Annotated in this window: 25 protein-coding genes; 21 read left to right on the top strand and 4 right to left on the bottom strand. The window is 68.3% G+C overall.

The window, feature by feature from the left end; all coding sequences use genetic code 11:
• Positions 1-7: 7 nt before the first annotated feature.
• The 11 genes from bamA (at position 8) to G8A07_RS19430 (ending at position 9,420) form a co-directional block, all read left to right on the top strand.
• Positions 8-2,305 carry an outer membrane protein assembly factor BamA gene (gene bamA, locus G8A07_RS19480; RefSeq protein WP_195793646.1) on the top strand — a complete coding sequence of 766 codons (2,298 nt, stop codon included), beginning with the start codon at positions 8-10 and terminating at the stop codon, positions 2,303-2,305.
• Positions 2,305-2,814 (top strand): OmpH family outer membrane protein, encoded by a 510-nt coding sequence (locus G8A07_RS19475; RefSeq protein ID WP_195793645.1) that lies wholly within the window; start codon positions 2,305-2,307, stop codon positions 2,812-2,814. The genes bamA and G8A07_RS19475 overlap by 1 nt, the downstream gene beginning before the upstream one ends.
• A gap of 1 nt (position 2,815) precedes the next feature.
• Positions 2,816-3,850 carry a UDP-3-O-(3-hydroxymyristoyl)glucosamine N-acyltransferase gene (gene lpxD / locus G8A07_RS19470; protein WP_195793644.1) on the top strand — a complete coding sequence of 345 codons (1,035 nt, stop codon included), beginning with the start codon at positions 2,816-2,818 and terminating at the stop codon, positions 3,848-3,850.
• On the top strand, positions 3,847-4,305 hold the full coding sequence (gene fabZ, locus G8A07_RS19465) for a 3-hydroxyacyl-ACP dehydratase FabZ (RefSeq protein WP_195793643.1): 459 nt from the start codon (positions 3,847-3,849) through the stop codon (positions 4,303-4,305). Before lpxD ends, fabZ begins: the two co-directional genes overlap by 4 nt.
• Before the next feature lie 26 nt (positions 4,306-4,331).
• On the top strand, positions 4,332-5,117 hold the full coding sequence (gene lpxA, locus G8A07_RS19460; protein ID WP_195793642.1) for an acyl-ACP--UDP-N-acetylglucosamine O-acyltransferase: 786 nt from the start codon (positions 4,332-4,334) through the stop codon (positions 5,115-5,117).
• Between the two features lie 7 nt (positions 5,118-5,124).
• Positions 5,125-6,261 carry a lipid-A-disaccharide synthase gene (gene lpxB, locus G8A07_RS19455; RefSeq protein WP_195793641.1) on the top strand — a complete coding sequence of 379 codons (1,137 nt, stop codon included), beginning with the start codon at positions 5,125-5,127 and terminating at the stop codon, positions 6,259-6,261.
• The gene (rnhB, locus tag G8A07_RS19450; RefSeq protein ID WP_195793640.1) at positions 6,233-6,859 is read left to right on the top strand and encodes a ribonuclease HII; all 627 of its coding nucleotides are present in this window, start codon (positions 6,233-6,235) and stop codon (positions 6,857-6,859) included. The genes lpxB and rnhB overlap by 29 nt, the downstream gene beginning before the upstream one ends.
• Positions 6,856-7,641, top strand: a complete 786-nt coding sequence (locus G8A07_RS19445) for an RNA methyltransferase (protein WP_195793639.1) — start codon at positions 6,856-6,858, stop codon at positions 7,639-7,641. The genes rnhB and G8A07_RS19445 overlap by 4 nt, the downstream gene beginning before the upstream one ends.
• 139 nt (positions 7,642-7,780) lie before the next feature.
• Positions 7,781-8,047, top strand: a complete 267-nt coding sequence (locus G8A07_RS19440) for a hypothetical protein (RefSeq protein ID WP_195793638.1) — start codon at positions 7,781-7,783, stop codon at positions 8,045-8,047.
• A gap of 10 nt (positions 8,048-8,057) precedes the next feature.
• Positions 8,058-8,987, top strand: a complete 930-nt coding sequence (locus tag G8A07_RS19435; protein WP_195793637.1) for a DUF692 family multinuclear iron-containing protein — start codon at positions 8,058-8,060, stop codon at positions 8,985-8,987.
• The gene (locus G8A07_RS19430; protein WP_195793636.1) at positions 8,977-9,420 is read left to right on the top strand and encodes a hypothetical protein; all 444 of its coding nucleotides are present in this window, start codon (positions 8,977-8,979) and stop codon (positions 9,418-9,420) included. The genes G8A07_RS19435 and G8A07_RS19430 overlap by 11 nt, the downstream gene beginning before the upstream one ends.
• On the opposite strand, the gene G8A07_RS19425 is transcribed toward G8A07_RS19430, so the two are convergent.
• Positions 9,414-10,235, bottom strand: coding sequence for a pyruvate, water dikinase regulatory protein (locus G8A07_RS19425; RefSeq protein ID WP_195793635.1), 822 nt, complete (start codon positions 10,233-10,235; stop codon positions 9,414-9,416). The two genes, G8A07_RS19430 and G8A07_RS19425, sit on opposite strands and share 7 nt — an antisense overlap.
• Positions 10,236-10,444: 209 nt before the next feature.
• Between G8A07_RS19425 and ppsA the strand changes: the two genes are divergently transcribed.
• The gene (ppsA, locus tag G8A07_RS19420) at positions 10,445-12,853 is read left to right on the top strand and encodes a phosphoenolpyruvate synthase (RefSeq protein WP_195793634.1); all 2,409 of its coding nucleotides are present in this window, start codon (positions 10,445-10,447) and stop codon (positions 12,851-12,853) included.
• 83 nt (positions 12,854-12,936) lie between these two features.
• Here the strand turns inward: ppsA and fabR are convergent, their stop codons facing one another.
• Positions 12,937-13,614, bottom strand: a complete 678-nt coding sequence (fabR, locus tag G8A07_RS19415; RefSeq protein WP_195793633.1) for an HTH-type transcriptional repressor FabR — start codon at positions 13,612-13,614, stop codon at positions 12,937-12,939.
• Between the two features lie 132 nt (positions 13,615-13,746).
• Here fabR and G8A07_RS19410 point away from each other — a divergent pair, with 132 nt between their 5' ends.
• The 9 genes from G8A07_RS19410 to G8A07_RS19370 all read left to right on the top strand — a co-directional run bounded on the left by G8A07_RS19410 (position 13,747) and on the right by G8A07_RS19370 (position 22,615).
• The gene (locus G8A07_RS19410) at positions 13,747-14,838 is read left to right on the top strand and encodes a ferredoxin reductase (protein ID WP_195793632.1); all 1,092 of its coding nucleotides are present in this window, start codon (positions 13,747-13,749) and stop codon (positions 14,836-14,838) included.
• A gap of 8 nt (positions 14,839-14,846) precedes the next feature.
• A complete protein-coding gene (locus G8A07_RS19405) occupies positions 14,847-15,971 on the top strand; it encodes an acyl-CoA desaturase (RefSeq protein WP_195793631.1) in 1,125 nt (374 codons plus the stop codon).
• A 91-nt stretch (positions 15,972-16,062) separates the two neighbouring features.
• Complete coding sequence (locus G8A07_RS19400; protein WP_195793630.1) at positions 16,063-18,171, top strand: sodium:solute symporter family protein; 2,109 nt, start codon at positions 16,063-16,065, stop codon at positions 18,169-18,171.
• Between the two features lie 146 nt (positions 18,172-18,317).
• Positions 18,318-18,674, top strand: a complete 357-nt coding sequence (rpsF, locus tag G8A07_RS19395; protein ID WP_195793629.1) for a 30S ribosomal protein S6 — start codon at positions 18,318-18,320, stop codon at positions 18,672-18,674.
• A 45-nt stretch (positions 18,675-18,719) separates the two neighbouring features.
• A complete protein-coding gene (priB, locus tag G8A07_RS19390; protein ID WP_249937059.1) occupies positions 18,720-19,025 on the top strand; it encodes a primosomal replication protein N in 306 nt (101 codons plus the stop codon).
• Between the two features lie 15 nt (positions 19,026-19,040).
• Complete coding sequence (gene rpsR / locus G8A07_RS19385; protein ID WP_195793627.1) at positions 19,041-19,331, top strand: 30S ribosomal protein S18; 291 nt, start codon at positions 19,041-19,043, stop codon at positions 19,329-19,331.
• Between the two features lie 13 nt (positions 19,332-19,344).
• Positions 19,345-19,797 (top strand): 50S ribosomal protein L9, encoded by a 453-nt coding sequence (gene rplI / locus G8A07_RS19380; protein ID WP_195793626.1) that lies wholly within the window; start codon positions 19,345-19,347, stop codon positions 19,795-19,797.
• A 172-nt stretch (positions 19,798-19,969) separates the two neighbouring features.
• Complete coding sequence (gene dnaB / locus G8A07_RS19375; RefSeq protein WP_195793625.1) at positions 19,970-21,394, top strand: replicative DNA helicase; 1,425 nt, start codon at positions 19,970-19,972, stop codon at positions 21,392-21,394.
• Between the two features lie 66 nt (positions 21,395-21,460).
• Positions 21,461-22,615 carry a PA0069 family radical SAM protein gene (locus G8A07_RS19370; protein WP_195793624.1) on the top strand — a complete coding sequence of 385 codons (1,155 nt, stop codon included), beginning with the start codon at positions 21,461-21,463 and terminating at the stop codon, positions 22,613-22,615.
• Between the two features lie 141 nt (positions 22,616-22,756).
• Here G8A07_RS19370 and G8A07_RS19365 read toward each other — a convergent pair whose 3' ends face one another.
• Positions 22,757-24,457: a phosphoethanolamine transferase gene (locus G8A07_RS19365; protein WP_195793623.1), complete on the bottom strand. Its 1,701-nt coding sequence runs from the start codon at positions 24,455-24,457 to the stop codon at positions 22,757-22,759.
• 122 nt (positions 24,458-24,579) lie between these two features.
• Positions 24,580-25,722, bottom strand: a complete 1,143-nt coding sequence (dnaJ, locus tag G8A07_RS19360) for a molecular chaperone DnaJ (protein WP_195793622.1) — start codon at positions 25,720-25,722, stop codon at positions 24,580-24,582.
• Positions 25,723-25,725 lie beyond the last annotated feature (3 nt).

The following is a 25,725-nucleotide window of genomic DNA, read 5'->3' as shown; positions in this document are numbered from 1 at the left end:
ACGCCCCATGTCCGCGCGCCTGCGCCCGTCTGTCCTGAGTCTGGCGCTGGTCGCCGCGCTGCAAACGGGGTCCGCCTGGGCGGTCGATCCCTTCGTGCTGAAGGACATCCGTGTCGAAGGCCTGCAGCGCACCGACCCCGGCACGGTGTTCGCGTCGCTGCCCTTCCGCATCGGCGACACCTACAACGATGAGAAGGGCGCCGCCGCGCTGCGCGCGCTGTTCGCCACCGGCCTGTTCAAGGACGTGCGCATCCAGATCGATGGCGACTCCGCGGTCGTCGTGATCGAGGAGCGGCCGATCATCGCCAACGTCAGCTTCGTCGGCCTGAAGGAGTTCGACACCGAGGCGCTGACCAAGTCGCTGAAGGATGTCGGCATCGGCGAGGGCAAGCCCTTCGACAAGGCGCTGGCCGACCGCGCCGAGCAGGAACTGAAGCGGCAATACCTGACCCGCAGCCTGTACGGCGCCGAGGTCAGCACCACCATCACGCCGCTGGAGCGCAACCGCGTCAACGTCAGCTTCGCGGTGACCGAGGGCGAGCCCGCCAAGATCGGCGAGATCCGCATCCTGGGCAGCAAGGTGTTCTCCGAGGGCACGCTGACCGGCCTGCTGGAGCAGACCACCAGCGGCTGGCTGACCTGGTACACCAAGACCGACCGCTACTCGCGCGCCAAGCTCAATGCCGACCTGGAGACCCTGCGCTCCTACTACCTGAACCGCGGCTATCTGGAGTTCGCCGTCACCTCGACCCAGGTGACGATCTCGCCAGACAAGCAGAGCATCAATATCGCGATCACGGTCAGCGAGGGCCAGCCCTACACCGTCACCGGCGTGAAGCTGGAGGGCGAGTTCATGGGCCGCGAGGAGGACTTCAAGAGCCTGGTGCGCCTGAAGCCGGGCGAGCCTTATCGCGGCGAATCGGTGGCCGAGACCACCCGCGCCTTTACCGATCTTTACGGTACCTTCGGCTACGCGTTCGCGCGCGTCGACAGCCGCCCCGAGATCGACCGCGCCACCGGCCAGGTGGTCGTCACCTTCGTGGCCGAGCCGCAGCGCCGCGTCTATGTGCGCCGCGTGATCGTCTCCGGCAACACGCGCACCCGCGACGAGGTGATCCGCCGCGAGTTCCGCCAGTTCGAATCGGCCTGGTACGACGGCGCCCGCATCAAGGCCTCGCGTGATCGCGTCGAGCGCCTGGGCTACTTCAAGGACGTCAACATCGACACCGCCGAGGTGCCGGGGGCGCCCGACCAGGTGGACGTGACCCTGACCGTCACCGAACGCCCGACCGGTAACATCATGGTCGGCGCCGGCTACTCCAGCCAGCAGAAGCTGTCGCTGTCGGGCTCGATCAAGCAGGACAATGTGTTCGGCTCCGGCAACTACCTGGGCATCGAGGTCAACACCGCCAAGACCGGCCGTGCGCTGGTGCTGTCGACGGTGGATCCGTACTTCACGGTCGATGGCGTGTCGCGCGCGATCGACCTGTTCTACCGCACCACCAAGCCGCTGAACACGCTGGGTGAGGAATACGAACTGGTCAGCTATGGCGGCGCGCTGCGCTTCGGCGTGCCCTTCTCCGAGGTCGACACGGTGTTCTTCGGCATCGGCTACGAGCTGACCAAGATCACGACGACCAGCGGCGTGCCCGAGGCCTATCTGCGCTTCTTCCGCGACCATGGCGGCACCAATGTCAACTCGATCCCGCTGACGATCGGTTGGCAGCGCGACGACCGCGACAGCATCATCTCGCCGACGCGCGGCAAGTACCAGCGCGTCAACCTCGAGCTGAGCCCGGCCGGCGATTCGCGCTATATGCGCGCGAACCTGCAGTACCAGCATTACATCCCGCTGTGGAGCAGCAAGTTCACCCTGGGCCTGAACGGCGAGTTCGGCTGGGGCCAGGGCCTGGGTGGCAAGCCCTATCCGATCTTCAAGAACTTCTATGCCGGTGGCCTGGGTTCGGTGCGGGTGTTCGAGGGCAACTCGCTGGGCCCGGTCGACATTACCGGCTCCTATTCGGGTGGCAATCGCCGCGTCAATGTCAACGCCGAGCTGTATGTGCCCGTTCCAGGGGCGGGCAATGACAAGACCTTCCGGCTGTTCGGCTTCTTTGACGCGGGTGCCGTCTGGCATTCGGCGATCAAGCGGCGCGACGACGAGTTCATCCGCGCCTCGGCCGGTATCGGTCTGTCGTGGTTGTCTCCCATGGGCCCCCTGAAGATGAGCTACGGCTCGCCGGTCCGTAAAAAGCCTACGGATAGAATCGAGAAATTCCAATTCCAGATCGGGACTGCATTCTGATGAAGAGCAAGCTGTTGAAATCGGTGGCCGTGGCCGCCATGCTGTGCGCCTCGGCCGCGGGCCTGCAAGCACAGGAAATCAAGATCGGCTATGTCAACAGCGAGCGCGTGATGCGCGAGGCCAACCTGGCCAAGGTCGCACAGGCCAAGCTGGAAGCCGAATTCGGCAAGCGCGAGAAAGAGCTGAAGGATCTGGAAACCAAGCTGCGCGGCGCCGCCGACAAGCTGGAGAAGGATGCCCCGACGCTCAGCGAGGCCGAGAAGAACCGCCGCCAGCGCGATCTGGTCGAGGCCGACCGCGATCTGCAGCGCAAGCGCCGCGAGTGGCAGGAAGACCTGACCCAGCGCAAGAACGAGGAACTCTCGGTGCTGGTGGATCGCGCCAACAAGGTCATCAAGCAGATCTTCGACGCCGACAAGTACGACCTGATCGTGCAGGACGCGCTGCACGCCAGCAACCGCATCGACATCACCAAGAAGGTGATCGACGCGCTCAACACGCAGAAGTAAGTTGCTCAAGCCGGTCAAGGTCGCCGAACTGATCGCCGCCTTGGGCGGCGATCTTCTTGGTGCGCCCGATACCGCGATCGAGCGCATCGGGCCGCTGGACGGCGCCGACGCGGCGACGATCGCCTTCCTGGCGAACCCGCGCTACCAGCAGCAACTGGCCGGCAGCGGTGCCGGCTGCGTGATCCTGGCTCCGGCGCTGCGCGAGCTGGCGCTGGCGCGCGGCGGCAGCTACATCCTCACGCCCGATCCCTATCTCTACTTCGCGCGCCTGACCCGGTGGTGGGCGGCGCGGGTGCGTCCGGCGCAGCCGCCGCGCATCCATCCGAGCGCGGTGATCGATCCGACGGCCGAGATCGGCGCGGGCGTCGACATCGGCCCGCTGGCCGTGGTCGAGGCCGGCGCGCGCATCGGCGCCGGTGCGCGCATCGGCGCACATTGCGTGATCGAGCGCGGCGCCACGGTGGGCGAGGGCAGCCGGCTGTCCGCCCGCGTGACCCTGGGTTTCGACTGCCGCATCGGCGCGCGCTGCATCCTGCACAGCGGCGTGGTGATCGGCGCGGACGGCTTCGGCTTCGCGCCGACCGAGGGTCGCTGGGAAAAGATCGAGCAGCTCGGCGCGGTGCGCATCGGTGACGATGTCGAGATTGGCGCCAACAGCTGCATCGACCGCGGCGCGCTGGACGACACGGTGCTGGAGGACGGCGTCAAGCTGGACAACCTGGTGCAGATCGGCCACAACGTCAAGGTCGGCGCCCATACCGCGATGGCCGGCTGCGCCGGCGTGGCGGGCAGCGCGACCATCGGCCGCGGCTGCACGGTCGGCGGCGGTGCGATCGTGCTGGGGCACCTGAGCTTGGCCGACGGCGTGCATGTCTCGGCCGCCACGGTCGTGACCCGCAGCATCGCCAAGCCCGGGCAGTACAGTGGCGTGTTTCCGTTCGACGAGAACGCCAGTTGGGAAAAGAACGCGGCGACGCTGCGCCAGCTGCACGCCTTGAGAGAGCGCCTCAGAGCGCTGGAGAAGAAGACATCATGAGCACAACGACGTTGGACATCCACCAGATCCTGAAGAAGATCCCGCATCGCTATCCGATCCTGCTGATCGACCGCGTGCTGGAGCTGGACAAGGGCAAGCGCATCCGCGCGCTGAAGAACGTCAGCATCAACGAGCCGCATTTCCTCGGCCATTTCCCGCATCGCCCGGTGATGCCTGGCGTGCTGATGCTGGAGGCGATGGCGCAGGCCGCGACCGTGCTGACCCTGGTGAGCCTGGACACCGAGCTGGACGACAACACGGTCTGCTATTTCGCCGGCATCGACGGCGCGCGCTTCAAGCGCCCGGTCGAGCCGGGCGACCAGCTGACCCTGGACGTCACGCTGGATCGCGCCAAGGCCGGCATCTTCAAGTACACCGGCAAGGCCTATGTCGGCGCGGACATCGCCTGCGAGGCCGAGCTGATGTGCACGATGCGCCGCATCACGCCCTGCTGAGCGCCGCGAGAAGAGAGGGCTGTGCCATGACGATCCATTCGACCGCCATCGTCGATCCCAAGGCCGAGCTGGACAGCTCGGTCACGGTGGGCCCCTACACGGTGATCGGTGCCGGCGTGAAGATCGGTGCCGGCACCTCGGTGGGCCCGCATTGCGTGATCGAGGGGCCGACCACGATCGGCCGCGACAACAAGATCTTCCAGTTCGCCTCGCTGGGCGCCGCGCCGCAGGACAAGAAGTACGCCGGCGAGCCGACGCAGCTGATCGTCGGCGACCGCAACATGATCCGCGAGTTCTGCACCTTCAATCGCGGCACGGTGCAGGACGACGGCATCACGCGCCTGGGCGACGACAACTGGATCATGGCCTATGTGCACCTGGCCCATGACTGCAAGGTCGGCAGCAAGGTCATCATGGCCAACAACGCGCAGCTGGCCGGCCATGTGCAGGTCGGCGACTGGGCCATCCTGGGCGGCTTCACCGCGGTGCACCAGTTCGTGCACATCGGCGCGCACAGCATGACCGGCCTGGGCTCGGTGCTGTTCCAGGACCTGCCGCCCTACATCATGGCCGCCGGCAATATCGCCGAGGCGCGCAGCTTCAACCAGGAAGGCCTGAAGCGCCGCGGCTTCACGCCCGAGCAGATCAATGCGGTCAAGCAGATGTACCGCCTGCTCTACCGCCGCGGCCTGACCGTGGACCAGGCGCAGATCGAGATGGCCGGCCTGCAGGCCTTGCATCCCGAGGCGCGCGACACCATCCAGCTGATGATGGATTTCCTCAAGACCGCCATGCGCGGCATCATCCGCTGACGACACCATGAGCGATACCGCGCCCCGCTTTGGCATGGTGGCCGGCGAGGCCTCCGGTGACCTGCTCGGCGGCCTGCTGCTGGCCGGGCTGCATCAGCGCTGGCCGGGCCTGGTCGCGCAGGGCATCGGCGGCCCGCGCATGGACAAGGCCGGCTTCGAGGTCTGGTGGCCGCACCACAAGCTCTCGGTGTTCGGCTATGTCGACGCGCTGCTGCACATCCGCGAGATCCTCGGCATCCGCAAGCAGCTGACCGAGCGCCTGCTGGCCGACAAGCCGCAGGCCTTCATCGGCATCGATGCGCCGGACTTCAACTTCGCGCTGGAGGCGCGGCTGAAGGCCGAGGGCATCAAGGCCATCCATTTCGTCTGCCCCTCGATCTGGGCCTGGCGCGGCGACCGGGTGGAGAAGATCCGCCGCTCGGTCGACCATGTGCTGTGCCTGTTCCCCTTCGAGCCGGCGCTGCTGCGCGAGGCCGGCATCGCCGCGACCTATGTGGGCCATCCGCTGGCCGACGCGATTCCGCTGGAGCCGCCCAAGGCCGCCAGCCGCGCCGCGCTGGGTCTCGGCGAGGGCGATGCGGTCGTGGCCCTGCTGCCGGGCAGTCGCAAGAGCGAGATCCGCTACATCGCCGCGCCGCTGCTGCAGGCCGCGCTGCTGATGCAGCGCGCGCGGCCCGAGCTGCGCTTGATCATGCCGGTGGCGCCGGGCCTGCGTGCGCTGATCGAGCCGCTGCTGCCGCCGGGCCTGGAGATCGAACTGCTGGACGGGCGCTCGCACGAGGCGCTGGCGGCCTGCGACCTGACCCTGGTGGCCAGCGGCACCGCGACCCTGGAGGCGGCGCTTTTCAAGCGCCCGATGGTGATCGCCTACCGCATGCACTGGCTCAACTGGCGCCGCATCCAGGGCCAGCGCTACCAGCCCTGGGTCGGACTGCCGAACGTGCTGGCGCGCGACTTCCTGGTGCCGGAGCTGCTGCAGGACGACTGCACGCCCGAGGCCCTGGCCCGTGAGGGTCTGGCCTGGCTGGACGATCCGGCGCGCTGCGCCCGGGTGCAGACGCGCTTCGCCGAACAACATGAGATCCTGCGGCGCAATACGGCGCAGGTGGCCACCGATGCGATCGCGCAAGTCCTCGGTCGCTGAGCCGCCGCAGCAGCTGGGCCTGTCCTGGGACGCGCCGGGCCTGATCGCCGGAGTCGACGAGGCAGGCCGCGGCCCGCTGGCCGGCCCGGTGGTGGCGGCCGCGGTGATCCTGGACGAGCTGAACCCGATCGCCGGCCTGGCCGACTCCAAGGTGCTGACCGAGAAGAAGCGCGAGCGCCTCTTTGACGAGATCCGCGCCAAGGCGCTGTGCTGCTGCATCGCCGAGGCCAGCGTCGAGGAGATCGACCGGCTCAACATCCTGCACGCGACGATGCTGGCGATGCGCCGCGCGGTCGAGGGCCTGCGCCTGAAGCCGGCCAAGGTGCTGGTCGACGGCAACCGCCTGCCGGTGCTGAAAGTGCCGGCCGAGGCCATCGTCAAGGGCGATGCCAAGGTGCAGGCGATCTCGGCCGCCTCCATCCTGGCCAAGGTGACGCGCGACCGCCAATGCATCGCGATGCATGCGGCCCATCCCGAGTACGGCTTCGCGACGCACAAGGGCTACCCGACCGCGGACCATATCGCCGCGCTGCGCGAGCATGGCGCCAGCGCCTGGCACCGGCGCAGCTTCGGCCCGGTGCAGGAGACCCTGAAATGACTTCCCCCAAGGTGCTGCACATCACGGCACGCGACAACCCGGCGCTGCAGCGCCTGCGCAAGCTGAGCCAGGACGGTGGTGCCTACCGCAAGCTGGGCGCCGTCTGGCTGGAGGGCGACCATCTGGCGCGCGCCAGCCTGCAGCGCGGCCTGGTGCCGGGCCTGGCGGTCGTCACCGAAGGCGGCTACAGCGAGCCGACGCTGCGCGCGCTGGCCGACGCGGCGCCCCGGGTGCTGGTTGTGCCCGAGGCGCTGTTCGCCGGCATCAGCGGCCTGGAGTCACCGGCCCGGATCGGCTTCGAGCTGCCGCACCAGGCCGGGCTCGGGCCGCAGCCGGGCCTGAATTCGGTGGTGCTGGACCGGCTGCAGGATGCCGGCAATGTCGGCACCATCCTGCGCAGCGCCGCGGCCTTTGGCTTTGGCCAGGTGCTGGCGCTGAAGGGCACGGCGGCGCTGTGGTCGCCCAAGGTGCTGCGCGCCGGCATGGGCGCGCATTTCGGCCTGCGCCTGGTCGAGGGACTGGCACCGGAGGATCTCGACGGCCTGGGTCTGCCGCTGGTCGCGACCAGCTCGCATGCCGAGGTGCAGCTGCACCGGGTTGCGCTGCCCAGCCCCTGCGCCTGGGTGATGGGCCATGAGGGGCAGGGCGTGCAGCCGGCTTTGCTGCAACGCTGTGCCCTGAGCGTCGGCATCCCGCAGCCGGGTGGCGAGGAATCGCTGAACGTCGGCAGCGCCGCGGCGATCTGCCTGTACGAATCGGCGCGGCAGCGGCTGGCCGGTTGATCGGCGCCGCCTCCTTCCTTTCTCCCCTAACTTGCCGGAGTGGCTGCCGGTGCAAAGCGGCCCACACTCTCGCCACCCGGCGGGCTGTGCAGGCCACCGGGACTCTGTCTGTCACCTGCAGTCAAGGAAGGAGAGTCTCATGGCCACCAAGAACCCCACGGCCGCCGGCCGCATCGCCACGCTCCAGCTGAAGCCGGGCGCCGACCTGCCCGTGCTCACCGCCTCGTTGCCGCCCGACTTCAGCCGCGCCGATGTCGGCCGCGTGTCGGCCCATGCCTTCGATCTGATCTCCAAGCTGACCGGCCATCCCTGCCTGTCGGGGCGCTTTCGCTTCGAGATCGAGGACGTGTTCGTCAACCGCGCGATCAGCGTCGATCTGGCGGCCGACAAGCTGATCCTCGGCTGAGGCCGCGCCCATGCCCGCGCGGCCGCAGCGCCCGCGGGTCGGTCTGCTCTACAACCCGAGCACGCCGGCCCTGCTGGCCCATGCGCCGGCCCTGGTCGAGCATCTGTCGGCGATGCCGGACCGGCTCTGGTTCGACTTCGGCCAGGAGGCCGCCGGTCCCCGGCGCTTCCACCGCCTGCATCCGGCCATCGCCGAGCTGGCCGCGGACGCGCGCGGGCGCAGCCTGGCCGGCCATGGCCTGGGCCTGTCCCTGCCCAGCGCGATGCCGCTGGACGAGGCCATGCTCGGGGCGGTGGGCGAAGTGAGCAGCGCGCTGGGCGGCTTCGACTGGTACAGCGAGCATCTAAGCGTGTTCGTCACGCCCCAGGCCCGCGTGCCCAATGCCCAGGCGGGACTCGGCCTGCCGGTCGCCTATGACGAAGAGATGCTCGAGCTGCTCGCGCCGAAGCTGCGGCGCCTGTCCGGCGCGCTGGGCTGCCGCGTGCTGCTGGAGAACCCGGCCCTGTTCACGCCGGTGCCGGAGATGGACTTCAGCGAGCCCGAGTTCCTGAACCGTCTGCATCGCGACGGCGCCTGCGGTACCCTGCTGGACCTGCACAACCTGCTGGTTTGCGCGCGCAATGGCGCGGCCGATCCGCGGGCCTATCTGGAGGCGCTGGACCCGGACGCGGTGGAGGAGGTGCATCTGGCCGGCGGCGACGAGTTCGGCGGCTTCTACATGGACAGCCATGCCGCGCTGACGCCGCCCGAGGTCTGGGACTGGGCCCACGCCTTCCTGCCGCGCTGCCGTCGCCTGCGTGCGATCAGCTTCGAATACCAGGAGTCCTATTTCGAGCTGCTGGGGCTGCCGGCCCTGACGCGCGAGCTGGAGCGCATGCATGAGCTGGCGCAATGCTGCTGCATCCTGCCGGCCGCGGAGGCCGCCTGCCATGCTGGCTGACTTCCAGCAGGCCCTGGCCGATCTGGTGGCCTCGCCGCCGCTGTGCAACGAGGTGCGCGCCGATGCGGCCTGCCTGGCGCGCCGCTACCGCCTGGATGCGCGCGAGCAGCGGCGGCTGGTGGCGATCGCGCGCCATGCCGGCATGCAGGCCGCCTGCTCGGTCTACCGCATGAACCGCATCACGCCGCTGATGATGAACCTGCGTGCGACCCTGCGCGCGCTGGGCGAGCGCCTACCAGCGACCCTGACGCGCTACTGGACCGAGCATGCCAGCGGCCACACCCATTTCTATCTGGAGTCGGACCGCTTCTGCGCCTGGCTGGCGCCGCAGCTGGCGGCCGATGATCCGGCCGCCGACCTGCTGGCGCGCGAATGGGAGGTGGTGCAGCAGGCCTTGGCGGCCAGCCTGACCGAGGCGGGGTCGCCTCAGTAGATCAGCCGGTCCGGCCGGATGTCGCGCAGGATGGTGGTGGCGATCTCCTCGATCGACTTGTGGGTCGAGGAGAGCCAGGAGATGCCCTCGCGCTTCATCATCTTCTCGGCCTCGTTGACCTCGTAGCGGCAGTTCACCAGGTCGGCGTATTTGCTGCCGGGGCGGCGCTCGTTGCGTACCTGGGCCAGGCGGTCCGGGTCGATGGTCAGGCCGAAGCACTTGGCCTTGTGCGGCGCCAGCGAGGCGGGGATCTTGTTGCGCTCGAAGTCCTCGGGGATCAGCGGGTAGTTGGCGGCCTTGATGCCATGCTGCATCGCCAGGTACAGCGAGGTGGGCGTCTTGCCGCAGCGGCTCACGCCGACCAGGATCACATCGGCCGAGGCCAGGTTCTTGGCCGACTGGCCGTCGTCATGGGCCAGCGAGAAGTTGATCGCCTCGATGCGGTCGTGGTACTCCTGGCTGCGCGCGACATCGGAGAAGCGGCCGACGCGGTGGTTGCTCTTGACGCCGAACTCGTCCTCCAGCGGCTCGATGAAGGTGGCGAACATGTCGATCACGCGGCCGGTGCAATGGTCGCGCACGATCTTCAGCACCTCGCGGTCGACCAGGGTGGCGAAGACGATGGCGCGCTGGCCCTCGCGCTCGCCGATCTCATTGATCTCGCGCACCACCGCATAGGCCTTCTCGGCGGTGTCGACGAAGGGTCGGCGCACATGGCGCGGCTTCAGCGGAAACTGGGCCAGGATCGAGTTGCCGAAGGTCTCGGCGGTGATCCCGGTGCCGTCCGAGACGAAATACACGGTGCGATTGGCCATGGATGAGGGGTGCGGATACGCTGAGATACGGTCGCTTGCCATCATAAAGAAGCTTGCCCGTAGAATCTGGCGCAAATCTTCGCGACGCCCATGCAGACCGACCGCCTCCTACAAGAATCCAGCAATGGCGGTCTGGCCTCGTGCGTCCACCCCGTGCCCGCGGTTGGCGCGGCGGGAGCCCCGGTTTTTCAACATCACGGAGTCCTCCCATGTCCTCTCGCTTCGCAGCGACCGCCCTGGTCGTTCCCTTTGAGAATCTGAGAATGACCGACGTCGAGGTGGTTGGCGGCAAGAACGCCAGCCTCGGCGAAATGATCTCGCAACTGGCCGCCTCGGGCGTGCGGGTGCCGGGCGGCTTTGCCACCACGGCCCATGCCTTCCGGGAGTTCCTCAAGCATGAGGGACTGGACCAGCGAATCCAGGCGCGCCTGGCGACCCTGAACACCGACGATGTGCGCGCGCTGGCCGAGGCCGGCGCCGAGATCCGCGGCTGGATGGAGGCGCAGCCCTTTCCGGCCGATCTGGAGGCGCAGATCCGCACCTCCTTTGCCCAGCTGACGGCCGACAATCCCGGCGTGTCCTTCGCCGTGCGCTCCTCCGCCACCGCGGAAGACCTGCCCGATGCCTCCTTCGCCGGCCAGCAGGAGACCTTCCTGAACGTCGTCGGCATCGAGGAGGTGCTGCACAAGATGAAGGAGGTGTTCGCCTCCCTCTACAACGACCGCGCGATCAGCTACCGCGTGCACAAGGGCTTCGCGCACAGCGATGTGGCCCTGTCGGCCGGCGTGCAGCGCATGGTGCGCTCCGACCTGGGCTCGGCCGGCGTGATGTTCACGATCGACACCGAGAGCGGCTTCAAGGACGTGGTCTTCATCACCTCCAGCTACGGCCTGGGCGAGACGGTGGTGCAGGGCGCGGTGAACCCGGACGAGTTCTATGTGCACAAGCCGGCGCTGAGGAACGGCAAGCTGCCCATCATCCGCCGCAACCTGGGCTCCAAGCTGCTGCGCATGGAGTTCGCGACGCCGGAGGAGAAGGCCGCGTCGGGCAAGCTGGTGAAGACCGTGGACACCGTGCCCGAGGCGCGCAACCGCTATTCGCTGGCCGATGCCGAGGTGGTCGAGCTGGCCCAGTACGCACTGATCATCGAGCAGCATTACGCCCGTCCGATGGACATCGAGTGGGGCCGCGACGGCGTCGACGGCAAGCTCTACATCCTGCAGGCCCGCCCCGAGACGGTGAAGAGCCAGGCCGAGGGCCAGGTCGAGATGAGCTACAAGCTCAAGGGCCAGAGCGCGGTGCTGGCCGAGGGCCGCGCGATCGGCCAGAAGATCGGCACCGGCCCGGTGCGCCTGGTCGAGAGCGTGGCCGAGATGGAGCGCGTGCAGCCCGGCGACGTGCTGGTCACCGACATGACCGACCCGAACTGGGAGCCGGTGATGAAGCGCGCCAGCGCCATCGTCACCAACCGCGGCGGCCGCACCTGCCACGCGGCGATCATCGCGCGCGAGCTGGGCATCCCGGCCGTGGTCGGCTGCGGCGACGCGACCGAGAAGCTGAAGGACGGCCAGCTGGTCACCGTGGCCTGCTCCGAGGGCGACACCGGCTACATCTACGACGGCCTCTTGGAGACCGAGGTCAACGAGGTGCATCGCGGCGAGCTGCCGTACTGCCCGATCAAGATCATGATGAACGTCGGCAATCCGCAGCTGGCCTTCAACTTCGCGCAGTTGCCCTCGGCCGGCGTCGGCCTGGCCCGCCTCGAGTTCATCATCAACAACAATATCGGCGTCCACCCGAAGGCCATCCTCGATTATCCGAACATCGATGCCGACCTGAAGAAGGCGGTCGAGTCGGTGGCGCGCGGCCATGCCTCGCCGCGCGCCTTCTATGTCGACAAGCTGGTCGAGGGCGTGGCCACCATCGCCGCCGCCTTCTACCCGCGGCCGGTGATCGTGCGCCTGTCCGACTTCAAGAGCAACGAGTACAAGAAGCTGATCGGCGGCTCGCGCTACGAGCCGGACGAGGAAAACCCGATGCTGGGCTTCCGCGGCGCCTCGCGCTACATCAGCGGCGAGTTCAGCGATGCCTTCGCGATGGAATGCGAGGCGCTCAAGCGCGTGCGCAACGAGATGGGCCTGACCAACGTCGAGCTGATGGTGCCCTTCGTGCGCACGGTCAAGCAGGCCGAGCGGGTGGTCGCGATGCTGGCCGAGCGCGGCCTCAAGCGCGCCGCCGCCGGCGGCCAGGATGGCCTGCGCATCATCATGATGTGCGAGGTGCCCAGCAACGCGATCCTGGCCGAGCAGTTCCTGGAGCATTTCGACGGCATGTCGATCGGCTCCAACGATCTGACCCAGCTGACCCTGGGCCTGGACCGCGACTCCGGCCTGGAACTGCTGGCCGGCGACTTCGACGAGCGCGACCCGGCCGTCAAGGCGATGATCTCGCGCGCGATCACCGCCTGCCGCGCCACCGGCAAGTACATCGGCATCTGCGGCCAGGGCCCCAGCGACCACCCGGACTTCGCCGACTGGCTGGCCGGGGAGGGCATCGTCTCGATCTCGCTGAACCCGGACTCGGTGATCGAGACCTGGCAGCGTCTCGCGCAGCGCTAAGGGCGCCGACGGCCCGCCCGCGAGGGCGAGGCCATGAAACGAAAAGCCCGCAGCTGCGGGCTTTTTGCTTTCTGGCTGTCGGTTCAGTGATCCGGCGATCCGGTCACGGCCAGGGTCTGGGTGCCGGTGATGATCAAGCGCACCATCACGATCAGCTGCTCGGTCAGCTCGGGCAGCTTGTCGTGCGGCATGTCCATCGCGGTGGCGCCCATCGCGAACACCAGGCGGGTGATGGCCTTGGCGGTCAGTGCCGGCTCGTAGAGCCCGGTCTGGTTGACCTCGGCCAGGCGGATCAGGTCGACGCGCAGCTCTTCCTCGAAGAACAGCAGCTGGCGGTCCACCGCATGCTTGAAGGCGTCCGAGCCCACCGTGCCCTCGCGCAGCAGGATGTGCAGCAGCCGGTCGTCCGAGCGCAGCTGCTCCATGAAGGCCTGCACCGCGCTGCGCACCACGCTGTTGCCGTTGCTGGCGCGCAGGCGCGCCTCGCCGATGATCTCGCGCAGCGACTTGCCGGCCATGTCGATCAGGGTCACGGCCAGCTCGTCCATGTCGCGGAACTGGCGGTAGAAGCTGTTCGGTGCGATGCCGGCCTCGCGGGCCACCTCGCGCAGACTCAGGGTCGAGACGCTGCGGTGCGGGCCGACCAGCTTGAGCGCGGCCTGCACGATGTCCTCGCGCGAGATCACCGCCTTGCGGCCCGGGGCGGCCGGGGCAAGCGGGATGGCGGCGGTGTCCGCCTCGGGCAGTAGAAGGCTTGTCATGTGCTTGTGCGAGAGTGCGCATCATACCGAAGCTGATTTGATATACATCTGTATAGACGAATGTGCGTGTGACCGTATACTGCGCGCCGGCCCGATCCGGATTCCTGCTGATCGGCGTCGAACGGAGTATTTGTGTCCTCTCTTGCTTCTGAGCGCGGCGGTCTGCTGCGCCGTCTGGTCGGTCCCCTGGTGGATCCGGCCCTTGTCGACTTCTGGTTGGGTCATCTGAACCGCAGCTGGACCTGGGCGCGCCCGCTGGCGCGCGTGGTCGAGCGGCGCGCCGAGGCGTCCGACGCGGTGACCCTGGTGCTGAAGCCGAACCGGCATTGGCGCGGCTTCCGCCCGGGTCAGCATCTGAACATCGGTGCCGAGATCGACGGCCGGCGCGTCACCCGCAGCTACAGCCTGAGCGACCGGCCGCGCCGCGACGGCCGCCTCGCGATCACCGTCAAGCGGGTCGAAGGCGGCCGGCTGTCCGGCCATCTGTGCGATCAGGTCCGGGTCGGCGATCTGCTGTCGCTGGAGCAGGCCTATGGCGAGCTGGAGTTGCCCAAGCAGGGGGCGCAATCGCTGCTGCTGGCCGCCGGCAGCGGCATCACGCCGCTGATGAGCCTGACGCGCGCCTGGGCCGCGGCCGGCGCGCCGGGCGATCTGACCCTGGTCTACTGGGCCCGCAGCGCCGAGCAGCTGTGCTTCGCGCAGGAGCTGCGTGCGCTGGCCGAGGCTCAGCCGCGCTTTCGCCTGCACCTGCTGCTGACCCAGGACCCGACCGCGCCGGCGGCCCGCATCAACGCGGACCAGTTGGGCGAGCTGCTGGGCCCCAGCGAACAATGGCAGGACCTGCAAGTGCTGGCCTGCGGCCCCGGCGGTTTCGTCGAGACGGCGCGCCGGCTGCTGGCCCCGCGCGTGCAGGGCTTCCAGGCCGAGGCCTTCTCGCCAGCCGCGCCGATCCCGCTCGGCGAGGTGCGCCCGGTGACGGTGGAGCTGCGCCGCAGCGGCCGCAGCCTGACGCTCAGTTCGGGTGACAGCCTGCTGAGCGCGCTGGAGGCGCAGGGCCTGCGTCCGCCCTCGGGTTGCCGCATGGGCATCTGCCACAGCTGCGTCTGCACCAAGCATGAAGGCCAGGTGCAGAACCTGCACACCGGCGAACAAGAGGCCGAACCCGGCAGCCAGCTGCGCCTGTGCGTCAGCCGCGCCTGTGGTGACCTCAGTCTGGATCTTTGAGAACAAGCATGAGCAAGAAGCCCCTGACCCGTCAACTCTCCAACGAGGAGCTGGAGAAGTTCGGTGCCGAGATCGAGGCCCTGCGCGCCAAGACCGTGGCCGACCTGGGCGCGCGCGACGCGCGCTATATCCGCAACATCTACAAGCTGGTGCGCTGGAGCGAGCTGATCGGCCGCGCGCTGCTGATGGTCGGCGCCTTCCTGCCGACGCCCTGGCTGATCGGCTGCTGGCTGCTGGGCACCCTGAGCCTGGCGCTGTCGAAGATCGTCGACAACATGGAGCTGGGCCACAACATCATCCACGGCCAGTACGACTGGATGGGCGACCCGCACTTCAAGGGCAAGCAGTTCGAGTGGGACATCGTCGCGACCAGCGACAACTGGCGCAAGACCCACAACTTCCGCCACCACACCTACACCAACATCCACGGCCTGGACGACGACATCGGCTACGGCGTGCTGCGCCTGTTCCCCGAGCAGCGCTGGACGCCGGCGGCGCTGCTGCAGCCGCTGTATGCGCTGATCTTTGCCGCGATGTTCCAGTGGGGCGTCGCGATCCAGGACCTGCGCCTGGGCCAGCTGTTCGGTGAGCGCCGCAAGGCCGCGCGCGCCGAGCTGCGTCGCAACGGCGTGCCGGTGCTGAAGAAGGTCGGGCGCCAGCTGATCAAGGACTATCTGGTGTTCCCGCTGCTGGCGGGCCCCGGCTTCCTGGTGGTGTTCACCGGCAACCTGGTCGCCAACGGCCTGCGCAACCTCTGGACCTACACCATCATCTTCTGCGGCCACTTCACCACCGATGTCGAGACCTTCCCGAAGGGCGTGCTGAAGAACGAGACCCGCGCGCATTGGTACTGGCGCCAGATCCGCGGCTCGTCCAATCTGTCGGGCGGCTTCCTGCTGAACACCCTGTCGGGCAACCTGAGCCACCAGATCGAGCACCATCTGTTCCCCGATGTGCCGGCGAACCGCTATGTCGAGATGGCGCCGGTGGTGCGCGACATCTGCAAGCGCTATGGCGTGCACTACAACACCGGGTCGCTGCCGGTGCAGTTCGGCCAGGTGATCTGGCGCATCCTGCGCCACGCGCTGCCGAGCCGGCCGCGCGCCAGCCGCCTGGCCAGCGCCCGCGGCTGAGGGCCGCTGGCACGCCGACCCGGGTTCCCGCTATGGCCCGGGCGGCCGCTTGCCCGCATGATCCGGGCTCCGAACCGAGAGCTTGTCGCGCGTGCCTTTCCCCTTCGCCCATGCCGGGTCGCGCTCGTCCCCGGCGCTGAAAGTCCGGCTGAACCGCATCTACGCCTGGTACACCCTCGGGTTTGCCGGCTTCGTGCTGCTGCTGGCGCTGCTGGAGCGCCTGGGCCTGTCGAAGAGCTGGATCGGCTTTTCCTTCCTGTTCGCCACCGTCGGCGTCTATGCCGGCATCGGCATCCTGAGCCGCACCACCGACCCGGACGAGTACTACGTGGCGGGCCGGCGCGTGCCGGCCTTCTACAACGGCATGGCCACCGGCGCCGACTGGATGAGCGCCGCCTCCTTCATCGGCATGGCCGGCACGCTCTACCTGAGCGGCTATGGCGGCCTGGCCTTCGTGCTGGGCTGGACCGGTGGCTTCTGCCTGGTCGCGCTCGGGCTGGCGCCCTATCTGCGCCAGTTCGGCAAGTACACGGTGCCGGACTTCCTGGGCGATCGCTACGGCAGCAACGCGGTGCGCCTGATCGCGGCGCTGGCGGCGATCGGCGTGTCCTTCATCTATGTGGTGGCGCAGATCTACGGCGTCGGCCTGATCACCGCGCGGCTCTCGGGCCTGACCTTCGAGATCGGCGTCTTCGTCGGCCTGGGCGGGGTGCTGGTCTGCTCCTTCCTGGGCGGCATGCGGGCGGTCACCTGGACCCAGGTGGCGCAGTACATCATCCTGATCGTGGCCTATCTGGTGCCGGTGGTCTGGCTCTCGGTCAAGCAGACCGGCTCGCCGCTGCCGCAGGCGGTCTACGGCTACCAGGTGCAGAAGATCAGCGAGCGCGAGCGCGAGCTGAGCGCGGATCCCGGCGAGCAGCAGGTGATCCAGGTGCTGCGCGAACGCGCCGCCGAGCGCGCGCAGATGCTGCGCGACGTGCCCGCCGCGCTGGCCCGCGAGCGCGCGACGGCCTCGCGCGAGGTGGCGCGGCTGAAGGCCGAGGACGCACCGCTGGCGCAGATCCAGGTGGCCGAGAAGCGCCTGGCGGTGCTGCCCAAGACGCCGGCCGAGGCGCGCGAGCTCTGGACGCGCCAGCTCGCCGCGCTGGAGACGCGCGCGCGGCCGCTGGGCGGCATGCCGCCGCATGCGCAGGCCTACGCCGGCAATCCGCGGGGCGGGGCGCCGGAGCAGCGCCTGTTCGATGAGTCGCGGCGCAACTTCCTGGCCCTGGTGTTCTGCCTGGTGGTCGGCACGGCCGGGCTGCCGCATATCCTGAACCGCTGCTACACCACGCCCTCGGTGCGCGAGGCGCGCGAATCGGTCGGCTGGTCGCTGCTCTTCATCGGCCTGCTGTACTTCACCGCGCCGGCGCTGGCGGTGATGGTCAAGTTCGAGGTCTTCGACACCCTGGTCGGCACGCCCTTCGCGCAACTGCCGGGCTGGATCTCGCAGTGGGCCAAGGTGGATCCGGGCCTGCTGTCGGTGTCGGACATCAACCGCGACGGCCTGCTGCAGCTCGGCGAGATGCAGATCGGCGGCGACATCGTGATGCTGGTGACGCCCGAGCTGGCCGGACTGCCCTATGTGGTGTCCGGCATGGTGGCGGCCGGCGGGCTGGCGGCCGCGCTGTCCACCGCCGACGGGCTGCTGCTGACCATCTCCAGCGCGTTGGCGCACGACATCTACCACCGCGTGCTGAACCCGCGCGCCTCGGCCGCCAAGCGGGTGATGGTGTCCAAGACCCTGCTGCTGCTGACCGCGCTGGCCGCGGCCGCGGTGGCGGCGCAGAAGCCGGCCGACATCCTGCTGCTGGTCTCGGCCGCCTTTTCCTTCGCCGGCGCGGCCTTCGTGCCGGCGCTGCTGCTGGGGGTGTTCTGGAAGCGCGCCAATGCCTGGGGCGCGATGGCCGGCATGCTGGTCGGGCTGGGCGTGACGGTCTACTACATGGTGACCGCCCATCCCTGGCTGCGCGCCGCGCTGAAGCTGGCCGGACCGCCCGAGCTCTGGTGGGGCATCCAGCCGATCTCGGCCGGGGTGTTCGGCATCCCGGCGGGCCTCGCCGCCGCGGTGCTGGTCAGCCTGCTGACGCCGGCGCCGACGCGCGGCCTGGCGGAGCTGGTGGACGGGCTGCGCCGGCCGGCCCGGCCCTCGGAGCCCTGAGAAGGCCGGGTGTCTTGCCGACGGGTGGTTTGCGCGCTACAATCGCGGGCTTTCCCTTGCCGTACCCATGACTTTGACGCTGTGGGGCGGCTTCCACGGTCCAACCGGTCCTTTGCCGGGCGGGCTGGAATCCACAAGGAGTGTTTATGCGTCACTATGAGATCGTTCTGCTGATCCATCCGGATCAAAGCGAACAAGTTCCGGCCATGCTGGAGCGCTACAAGGGCCTGATCACCGCCGGCGGCGGTGCCGTGCATCGCGTCGAGGACTGGGGTCGCCGTCAACTGGCCTACCTGATCCAGAAGCTGGCCAAGGCCCACTACCTGTGCCTGAACATCGAGTGCAGCAAGGAAGTGCTGGCTGAGCTCGAGACCGGCTTCCGCTTCAACGACGCCGTGCTGCGCCACATGACCGTGGTGAAGAGCAAGGCCGAGACCACGCCTTCGGTGATGATGAAGGCCGTGGAGCGCGAAGAGGCCCGCAAGGCGCCTCAGGAAGCCTAAAGAGCTGGTGTTGACAGCGCTCGCGCGGCAGTGAATCGGCTTGTTTTGCAAGCACAGCTGCTCGAGCTGGGACTGATCAGATACACCCCCGCCGGCCAGACGGCCCTGGACTTCAGCCTGAAGCATGAGTCCCAGGTGACGGAAGCCGGCAGAGCCCGCCGGGTCTCGATGGAAATCAAGGCCGTGGCGATCGGGAGTGAGATCTGCAAGCGCGTTCAGGCGCTTGGTGTCGGGGGTGATGCCTGTTTCACGGGCTTCCTCGCCGCCATGCGCAGCGGTCGTGGAACGGTGTTCCACATCACCGAACTGGCGCCCGGCCCCGCTGCACCGCATTGTTCGAATCCGGATTGAATTAAGAGGTCTACTATGCCCCCGCCACGTGGTAAAGGTCGCTTCTCCAAAGACAAGAAGCCCAAGCGTAACCAACAATCGCTGCTGTTCCGCCGCAAGCGTTTCTGCCGCTTCACCGTCACCGGTGTTGAGTCGATCGACTACAAGGACATCGACACGCTGCGCGATTTCGTCGGCGAAAACGGCAAGATCACGCCCGCTCGCCTGACCGGCACGCGCGCCTTCTTCCAGCGCCAGCTGACCGTCGCCATCAAGCGTGCCCGCTTCCTGGCCATGCTGCCGTACAGCGACCAGCACAAGGTCTGAGGAGTCACCCGTCATGCAAATCATCCTGCTTGAAAAAGTTGCCAACCTGGGCAACCTGGGCGACGTCGTCAAGGTCAAGGACGGCTATGCCCGTAACTTCCTGATCCCGACCCGCCAGGCCCGTCGTGCCACCGCGGCCGCGATCAAGGAATTCGAAGCCAAGCGCGCCGAACTGGAAAAGGCCGCCGCCGAGAAGCTGGCCGCCGCCCAAGCCCTGGGCGAAAGCCTGAGCGGCAAGACCGTGCGCATCAGCCAGAAGGCTGGCGTGGACGGCCGTCTGTTCGGCTCGGTCACCAATGCCGACATCGCCGAAGCGATCGGCAAGCTGGGCTTCAACGTCGCCAAGTCGCAGGTCCGCCTGCCGCTGGGCCCGCTGAAGGCCGTCGGCGAGTTCTCCGTCAACGTCGCGCCGCACACCGATGTGGTCGTCGAAGTGACGGTGCAAGTCGTCGCCGAAGTCGAGTAAGCCCTAATGGTCAGCAGCCTTGATGGCTGCTCAGATCAAAGAAGCCGATGACTACCCAGTCGTCGGCTTTTTGTCTTCTGGGGCGGCAGTTATCCCGCTGTAACCCCAGATCGTGAACATCTTTTCCACAGCTTTCTGCACAGGGGCTGTGGATAGTCGTCTCGCCCAGCCAATGTCCGCGATCTTCTCCGCTCCCAGTTCTTCCAACGGTCAGGACGACGAAGTCGCCCGCCTGCGCGTGCCGCCGCATTCGGTCGAGGCCGAGCAGAGCGTGCTCGGCGGCCTGCTGATCGACAACAGCGCCTGGGACCGCGCCGGCGACCTGCTGACCGACACCGATTTCTACCGCTACGAGCACAAGCAAATCTTTGCCTCGGTGGGCAAGCTGATCAACGGCGGCAAGCCGGCCGACGTGGTGACGGTGTTCGAGGAGCTGACCTCGCTGGGCAAGGCCGAGGAATGCGGCGGCCTGGCCTACCTGAACGCGCTGGCGCAGAGCGTGCCCAGCGCCGCCAACCTGCGCCGCTATGCGGAGATCGTGCGTGAGCGCGCGGTGCTGCGCAAACTGGTGCAGACCTCGGACGAGATCGCCACCGCCGCGCTGAACCCGCAGGGCCGCGCCGCCAAGGAGATCGTCGACGAGGCCGAGGGCAAGATCTTCCGCATCAACGAGGAAGGCAACAAGGGCGGCCAGGGCTTCCACAGCATGGACCGCCTGGTGGTGGACCTGATCGACCGCGTCAACGAACTGGCCGAGATGGGCGCCGAGGACGTGACCGGCGTGCGCACCGGCTTCTACGACCTGGACCGCATGACCGCCGGCCTGCAGCCGGGCGACCTGATCATCCTGGCCGCGCGCCCCTCGATGGGCAAGACCGCCTTCGCGATCAATATCGGCGAGAACGTCGCGATCGACGAGGGCCTGCCGGTCGTCATCTACTCGATGGAAATGGGTGCGGCCCAGCTGGCGCTGCGTATGGTCGGCTCGATCGGCCGCATCGACCAGGGCCATCTGCGCACCGGCCGCCTGACCGACGACGAATGGGGCCGCCTCTCGGAGGCGGTCGACAAGCTCGGCAAGTCCAGCATCTACATCGACGAGAGCCCGGGCCTGAGCCCCTCCGAGGTGCGCGCCCGTGCGCGCCGCCAGGCCCGTATCAGCGGCCAACTGGGCCTGATCATCATCGACTACCTGCAGCTGATGAGCGGCAACGGCGGCAGCAGCGACGAGAACCGCGCCGCCATCGTGGGCGAGATCTCGCGCGGCCTGAAGGCCCTGGCCAAGGAGCTGAAATGCCCGGTGATCGCGCTGTCGCAGCTGAACCGCTCGGTGGAGACGCGGCCCGACAAGCGGCCGATGATGTCCGACCTGCGCGAATCGGGCGCTATCGAGCAGGATGCGGACATCATCATGTTCATCTACCGCGACGAGTACTACACCAAGGATCAGTGCCAGGAGCCCGGCGTCGCGGAGATCATCATCGCCAAGCAGCGTAACGGCCCGGTCGGCACCGTGAAGCTGGCCTTCCAGCGCATGCACACCAAGTTCGAGAACCTGGCGCCCGGCTACGTCGGCCCCGGTGGCGACGAGTACTGATTCGGGGCGGCAGCAGCCGCACCGCCGGCGCTGGCGGAAATGGCAAATACTGTATAAATTAACAGTATGTCATTCGACCCCAGCACCAACCGCAAGCCCGCCCAGGCCCAGCCGCTGTACCTGAAGCCCGAGGTGTTGAAGGGCCGCGGCAGCGCCTGGGCGATCGCGCATCGCTACCAGTCGGAGCTGCGCGAGCAGTACGACGACGGCTGGGGCTCGCTGGACCAGCACGCGGCCGAGGAGCATCTGCCACCCGAGACCGAGATCATCGAGGAGCAGGCGCGCAGCATCATCTCCAGCAACCAGTCGCCGGACATCACCTTCGACCGCTCGATCAATCCCTACCGGGGCTGCGAGCATGGCTGCATCTACTGCTTCGCGCGCCCGACCCACAGCTATCTGAACCTGTCGCCGGGCCTGGACTTCGAGACCAAGATCGTCGCCAAGATGAATGCGGCCGCGCTGCTGCGTCAGTCCCTGGCCAAGCCCAGCTACCGACCGCTGTCGCTGGTGCTGGGTACCGCGACCGACGCCTACCAGCCGGTGGAGCGGCAGCTGCGCATCACGCGCGGCATCGTCGAGGTGCTGGCCGCCTGCGACCATCCCTTCTCGCTGGTCACCAAGTCGGCCGGCGTCGAGCGCGACCTGGACCTGATCGCGCCGATGGCGGCGCGCGGCCTGGTGTCGGTCTATCTCTCGATCACCACCCTGGACCCGGCGCTGGCGCGCATCCTGGAGCCGCGCGCGGCCGCGCCGCACCGGCGCCTGCGCACGATCCGCACCCTGGCCGAGGCCGGCGTGCCGGTCGGCGTCAGTGTCTCGCCGCTGATCCCCTTCCTGAACGAGCCGGAGCTGGAGCAGGTGCTGGAGGCCGCGGCCGAGGCCGGCGCCAGCAGCGCCTTCAGCATCCCGCTGCGCCTGCCCTGGGAGGTGAACCCGCTGTTCCAGGACTGGCTGCAGCAGCATTTCCCGGACCGCGCCGCGCGCGTGATGGCGCGGCTGCGCGACATGCGCGGCGGGCGTGACAACGATGCGCGCTTCGGCAGCCGCATGACCGGCGAGGGCCTGTGGGCCGAGCTGATGCAGCAGCGCCTGCGCAAGGCCAGCGACCGGCTGGGCCTGTCGCGCGAGCGCCGTTTCGTGAACCTGGACCTGTTCCGCCCGCCGGTGCCCGAGCCGGCGCCGCCATCCCCCGATTCGCGTCAGGGCGAGCTGTTCTGAGGGCCCTCAGGCGGGGAGTTTCTCGTCGCGAGCCGCTGCCAGGCTGGGCGGACGGAGCGCAGGGGCCGGAACGTACTTCCTGTACGTGAGGATCCCGAGCATCGTCCAACGACGCATGGCAGTGACGCAGTAGAGAAACTCTCAGCCCCGGCAGGGTTGGAGTAGATCCCATTCGGGGCGATAAAGCTTGCTGGTGACGCCGCTATAGCCCATCACCGTGTGTGCCAGCAGGTCATGCGTCAGCGGCTGATCCAGGCGGCCGGCCAGGCAGCCCGGCTTGACGCCCTGCGCCGCGGCGGTCTCCGGCGGCAGCCACAGGATTGCCGGCACATGGGTCTGCTCGTGCGGCGCCATCGCATAGGGCATGCCGTGCAGATAGACATTGTTCTCGCCCAGCGATTCGCCATGGTCCGAGACGTACAGCATCGCCGGCGCATAGTCATGCTGCCGGGTGCGCAGCCAGTCGATCGCGCCGGACAGCACCCGGTCGGTATAGGCGATCGTGTTGTCGTAGCCGTTCACGACCTGCTCGCGCGGGCATTGCTGCAGCGCGGTGCTGCGGCATTCGGGCTGGAAGGGCTTCAGCTCGGCCGGCGAGCGCTTGTAGTAGGCCGGGCCATGGCTGCCCATCTGGTGCATCACCAGCACGACGCCCTTGGCCGCGCGCGCCGGATCGAGCTCCGCGAGGCGCTGGTCCAGCCCATGCAGCAGCGCGCCGTCCAGGCATTCGCCGTCCCGGCACAGGCCCTCGGGCAGCGGTGCTGCGCCGGGCGCGGCCGTCTCGGCAAACAGGGTCGGCACGCGGTTGCAGACCTCCTTGCAGCCGGCCTGGTTGTCCAGCCACAGCACGGCCAGGCCGGCGCGCTGCAGCATGTCCAGCAGGTTCTCCTGCGGCTGCTTCTGGGCCAGGAAGGCGTCGCGGCCCAGCGGCGAGAACATGCAGGGCAGGGAGGCCGCGGTGCTGGTGCCGCAGGCGCTGACATCGCGAAAGCTCAGCAGATCGCTTTGCCGCGCCAGCAGCGGGTTGGTGGGGCGGGCATAGCCGTTCAGCGAGAAGTTGGCCGAGCGCGCGGTCTCGCCGACCACCAGCAGCAACAGCGGCGGTTTGCCGGGGCGCTGCAGCCAGCGCGCATCCTCGCCCAGCGGCTGCAGCGGGCCCGGCGGGCTGCCGGTCTGGGCATGCAGGCCATGGCCCACCGCGTAGAGCGCGTTCAGCGGGTTGACCATGTAGCGCAGCGACTTGTGGCTGCGCATCGTCGAGACCAGATCGCCGAAGGTCAGTGACGCGGCCAGCAGCGCCAAGGCCAGGCCTAGCGCGGCGGCCAGCAGGTTCAGGCCGGCGCGGCGCCAGAAGGGCGCGGCCGTCAGCGGCCGGCCCAGCATCCAGATCAGCGGCAGGCCGGCCAGCAGCAGCAGGCTCAGCAGCAGGCGCGGGCCGAGCAGGTCGCGCGCCTCGTTCACATCGGTCTGCAGCAGATTGGTCAGCATGCCGCCGTCCATCACGATGCCGTAGCTGCCCATGAAGTGGGCCAGCGGCGCGGCCGTCAGCATCAGCACCAGCAGCACCGGCTTGATGCAGCGGCGCCATGCCAGCAGGCTCAGCAGCATGCCCAGCAGCGCGGTGACCATCACCGCGAAGGCGGCGAGGAAGAGCTTGCCCTGCGGGCTGGCCAGCTCGGGCAGCTGGTGCAGGCGCTGCCACAGCGGCCAGTTGCACAGCAGGCCCAGCCACAGCGCGCCCAGCCAGGCCAGGGTCAGCGGAGATGTGGGCTTGGGGCTTGCGGCAGACGCCGTCGGGTGGCGGGCGCCGGAGAGGAAGGGCAGGGTAACGGGCAGGCGCATGGGCGGGGCGAAATCCGGCCGGGGATCCGGCCACGGCGCGCATTCTGGCCAGCCCGCCTTTGGGATTTCTTAACGGCCCCGCCCGGGGCCCGCGGCGCGCGCTGGCGCGCGCCGGATGAGGCTTACTTGAACAGGTCCTTGACCCGGTCGGTCCAGCTCTTGGCGTTCGGCGAATGGCGCTCGCCGCCGTCCTTCAGCGACTTGTCCAGGTCCTTCAGCAGCTTGCGCTGGTACTCGGTCAGCTTGACCGGCGTTTCGATGCTGATGTGGCAGTACAGGTCGCCCGGGTAGCTGGAGCGCACGCCCTTGATGCCCTTGCCGCGCAGGCGGAAGGTCTTGCCATGCTGGGTGCCCTCGGGCAGCTCGATCTCGGCCTTGCCGCCCAGGGTCGGCACCTCGATCGACCCGCCCAGCGCCGCGGTGGTCATCGCCACCGGCATCGTGCAATGCAGGTCGTCGCCGTCGCGCTCGAAGATCTCGTGCTGCTTGATGCGGATCTCGATGTAGAGATCGCCGGCCGGACCACCGTTGACGCCCGGCTCGCCATTGCCGGCCGAGCGGATGCGCATGCCCTCGTTGATGCCGGCGGGGATCTTGACCTCGAGCGTCTTGCTCTTCTTCACCTTGCCCTGGCCGTTGCAGGCGGTGCAGGGGTCGGGAATGATCTTGCCGCTGCCGTGGCAATGCGGGCAGGTCTGCTGGATCGAGAAGAAGCCCTGGCGCATATGCACCGTGCCGGAGCCGTTGCAGGCGCCGCAGCTCTTGGCGCTGGTGCCGGGCTTGGCGCCGCTGCCCTTGCAGGTCTCGCAGCCTTCCCAGCTCGGGATGCGGATCTGGGTTTCCTTGCCGCGCGCGGCTTCCTCCAGCGAGATCTCCATCGCGTAGCTGAGGTCGCTGCCGCGGTAGACCTGCTGGCCGCCGCCGCCACGGCGCTGCCCGCCCTGGCCGCCGAAGATGTCGCCGAAGATGTCGCCGAAGGCCTCGGCGAAACCGCCGAAGCCTTCGGGGCCGCCGCGGAAGCCGCCCGCGTTCGGGTCGACGCCAGCATGGCCGTACTGGTCGTAGGCCGCGCGCTTCTGGCCGTCGGTGAGCATCTCGTAGGCCTCCTTGGCCTCCTTGAACTTCTCCTCGGCGGCCTTGGCCCCGTCACCCTGATTGCGGTCGGGGTGATGCTTCATGGCCAGCTTGCGGTAGGCCTTCTTGATGTCCTCCTCGCTCGCGTTCTTCGCGACGCCGAGGACTTCGTAGTAATCACGCTTTGCCATTGA

The organism is Roseateles sp. DAIF2 (genome assembly GCF_015624425.1).
In the GTDB taxonomy this organism is placed as follows: Bacteria; Pseudomonadota; Gammaproteobacteria; order Burkholderiales; family Burkholderiaceae_C; genus Kinneretia.
The sequence above is the reverse complement of the archived record's forward strand: the minus strand, read 5'-3'. Positions and strand labels throughout refer to the sequence as shown.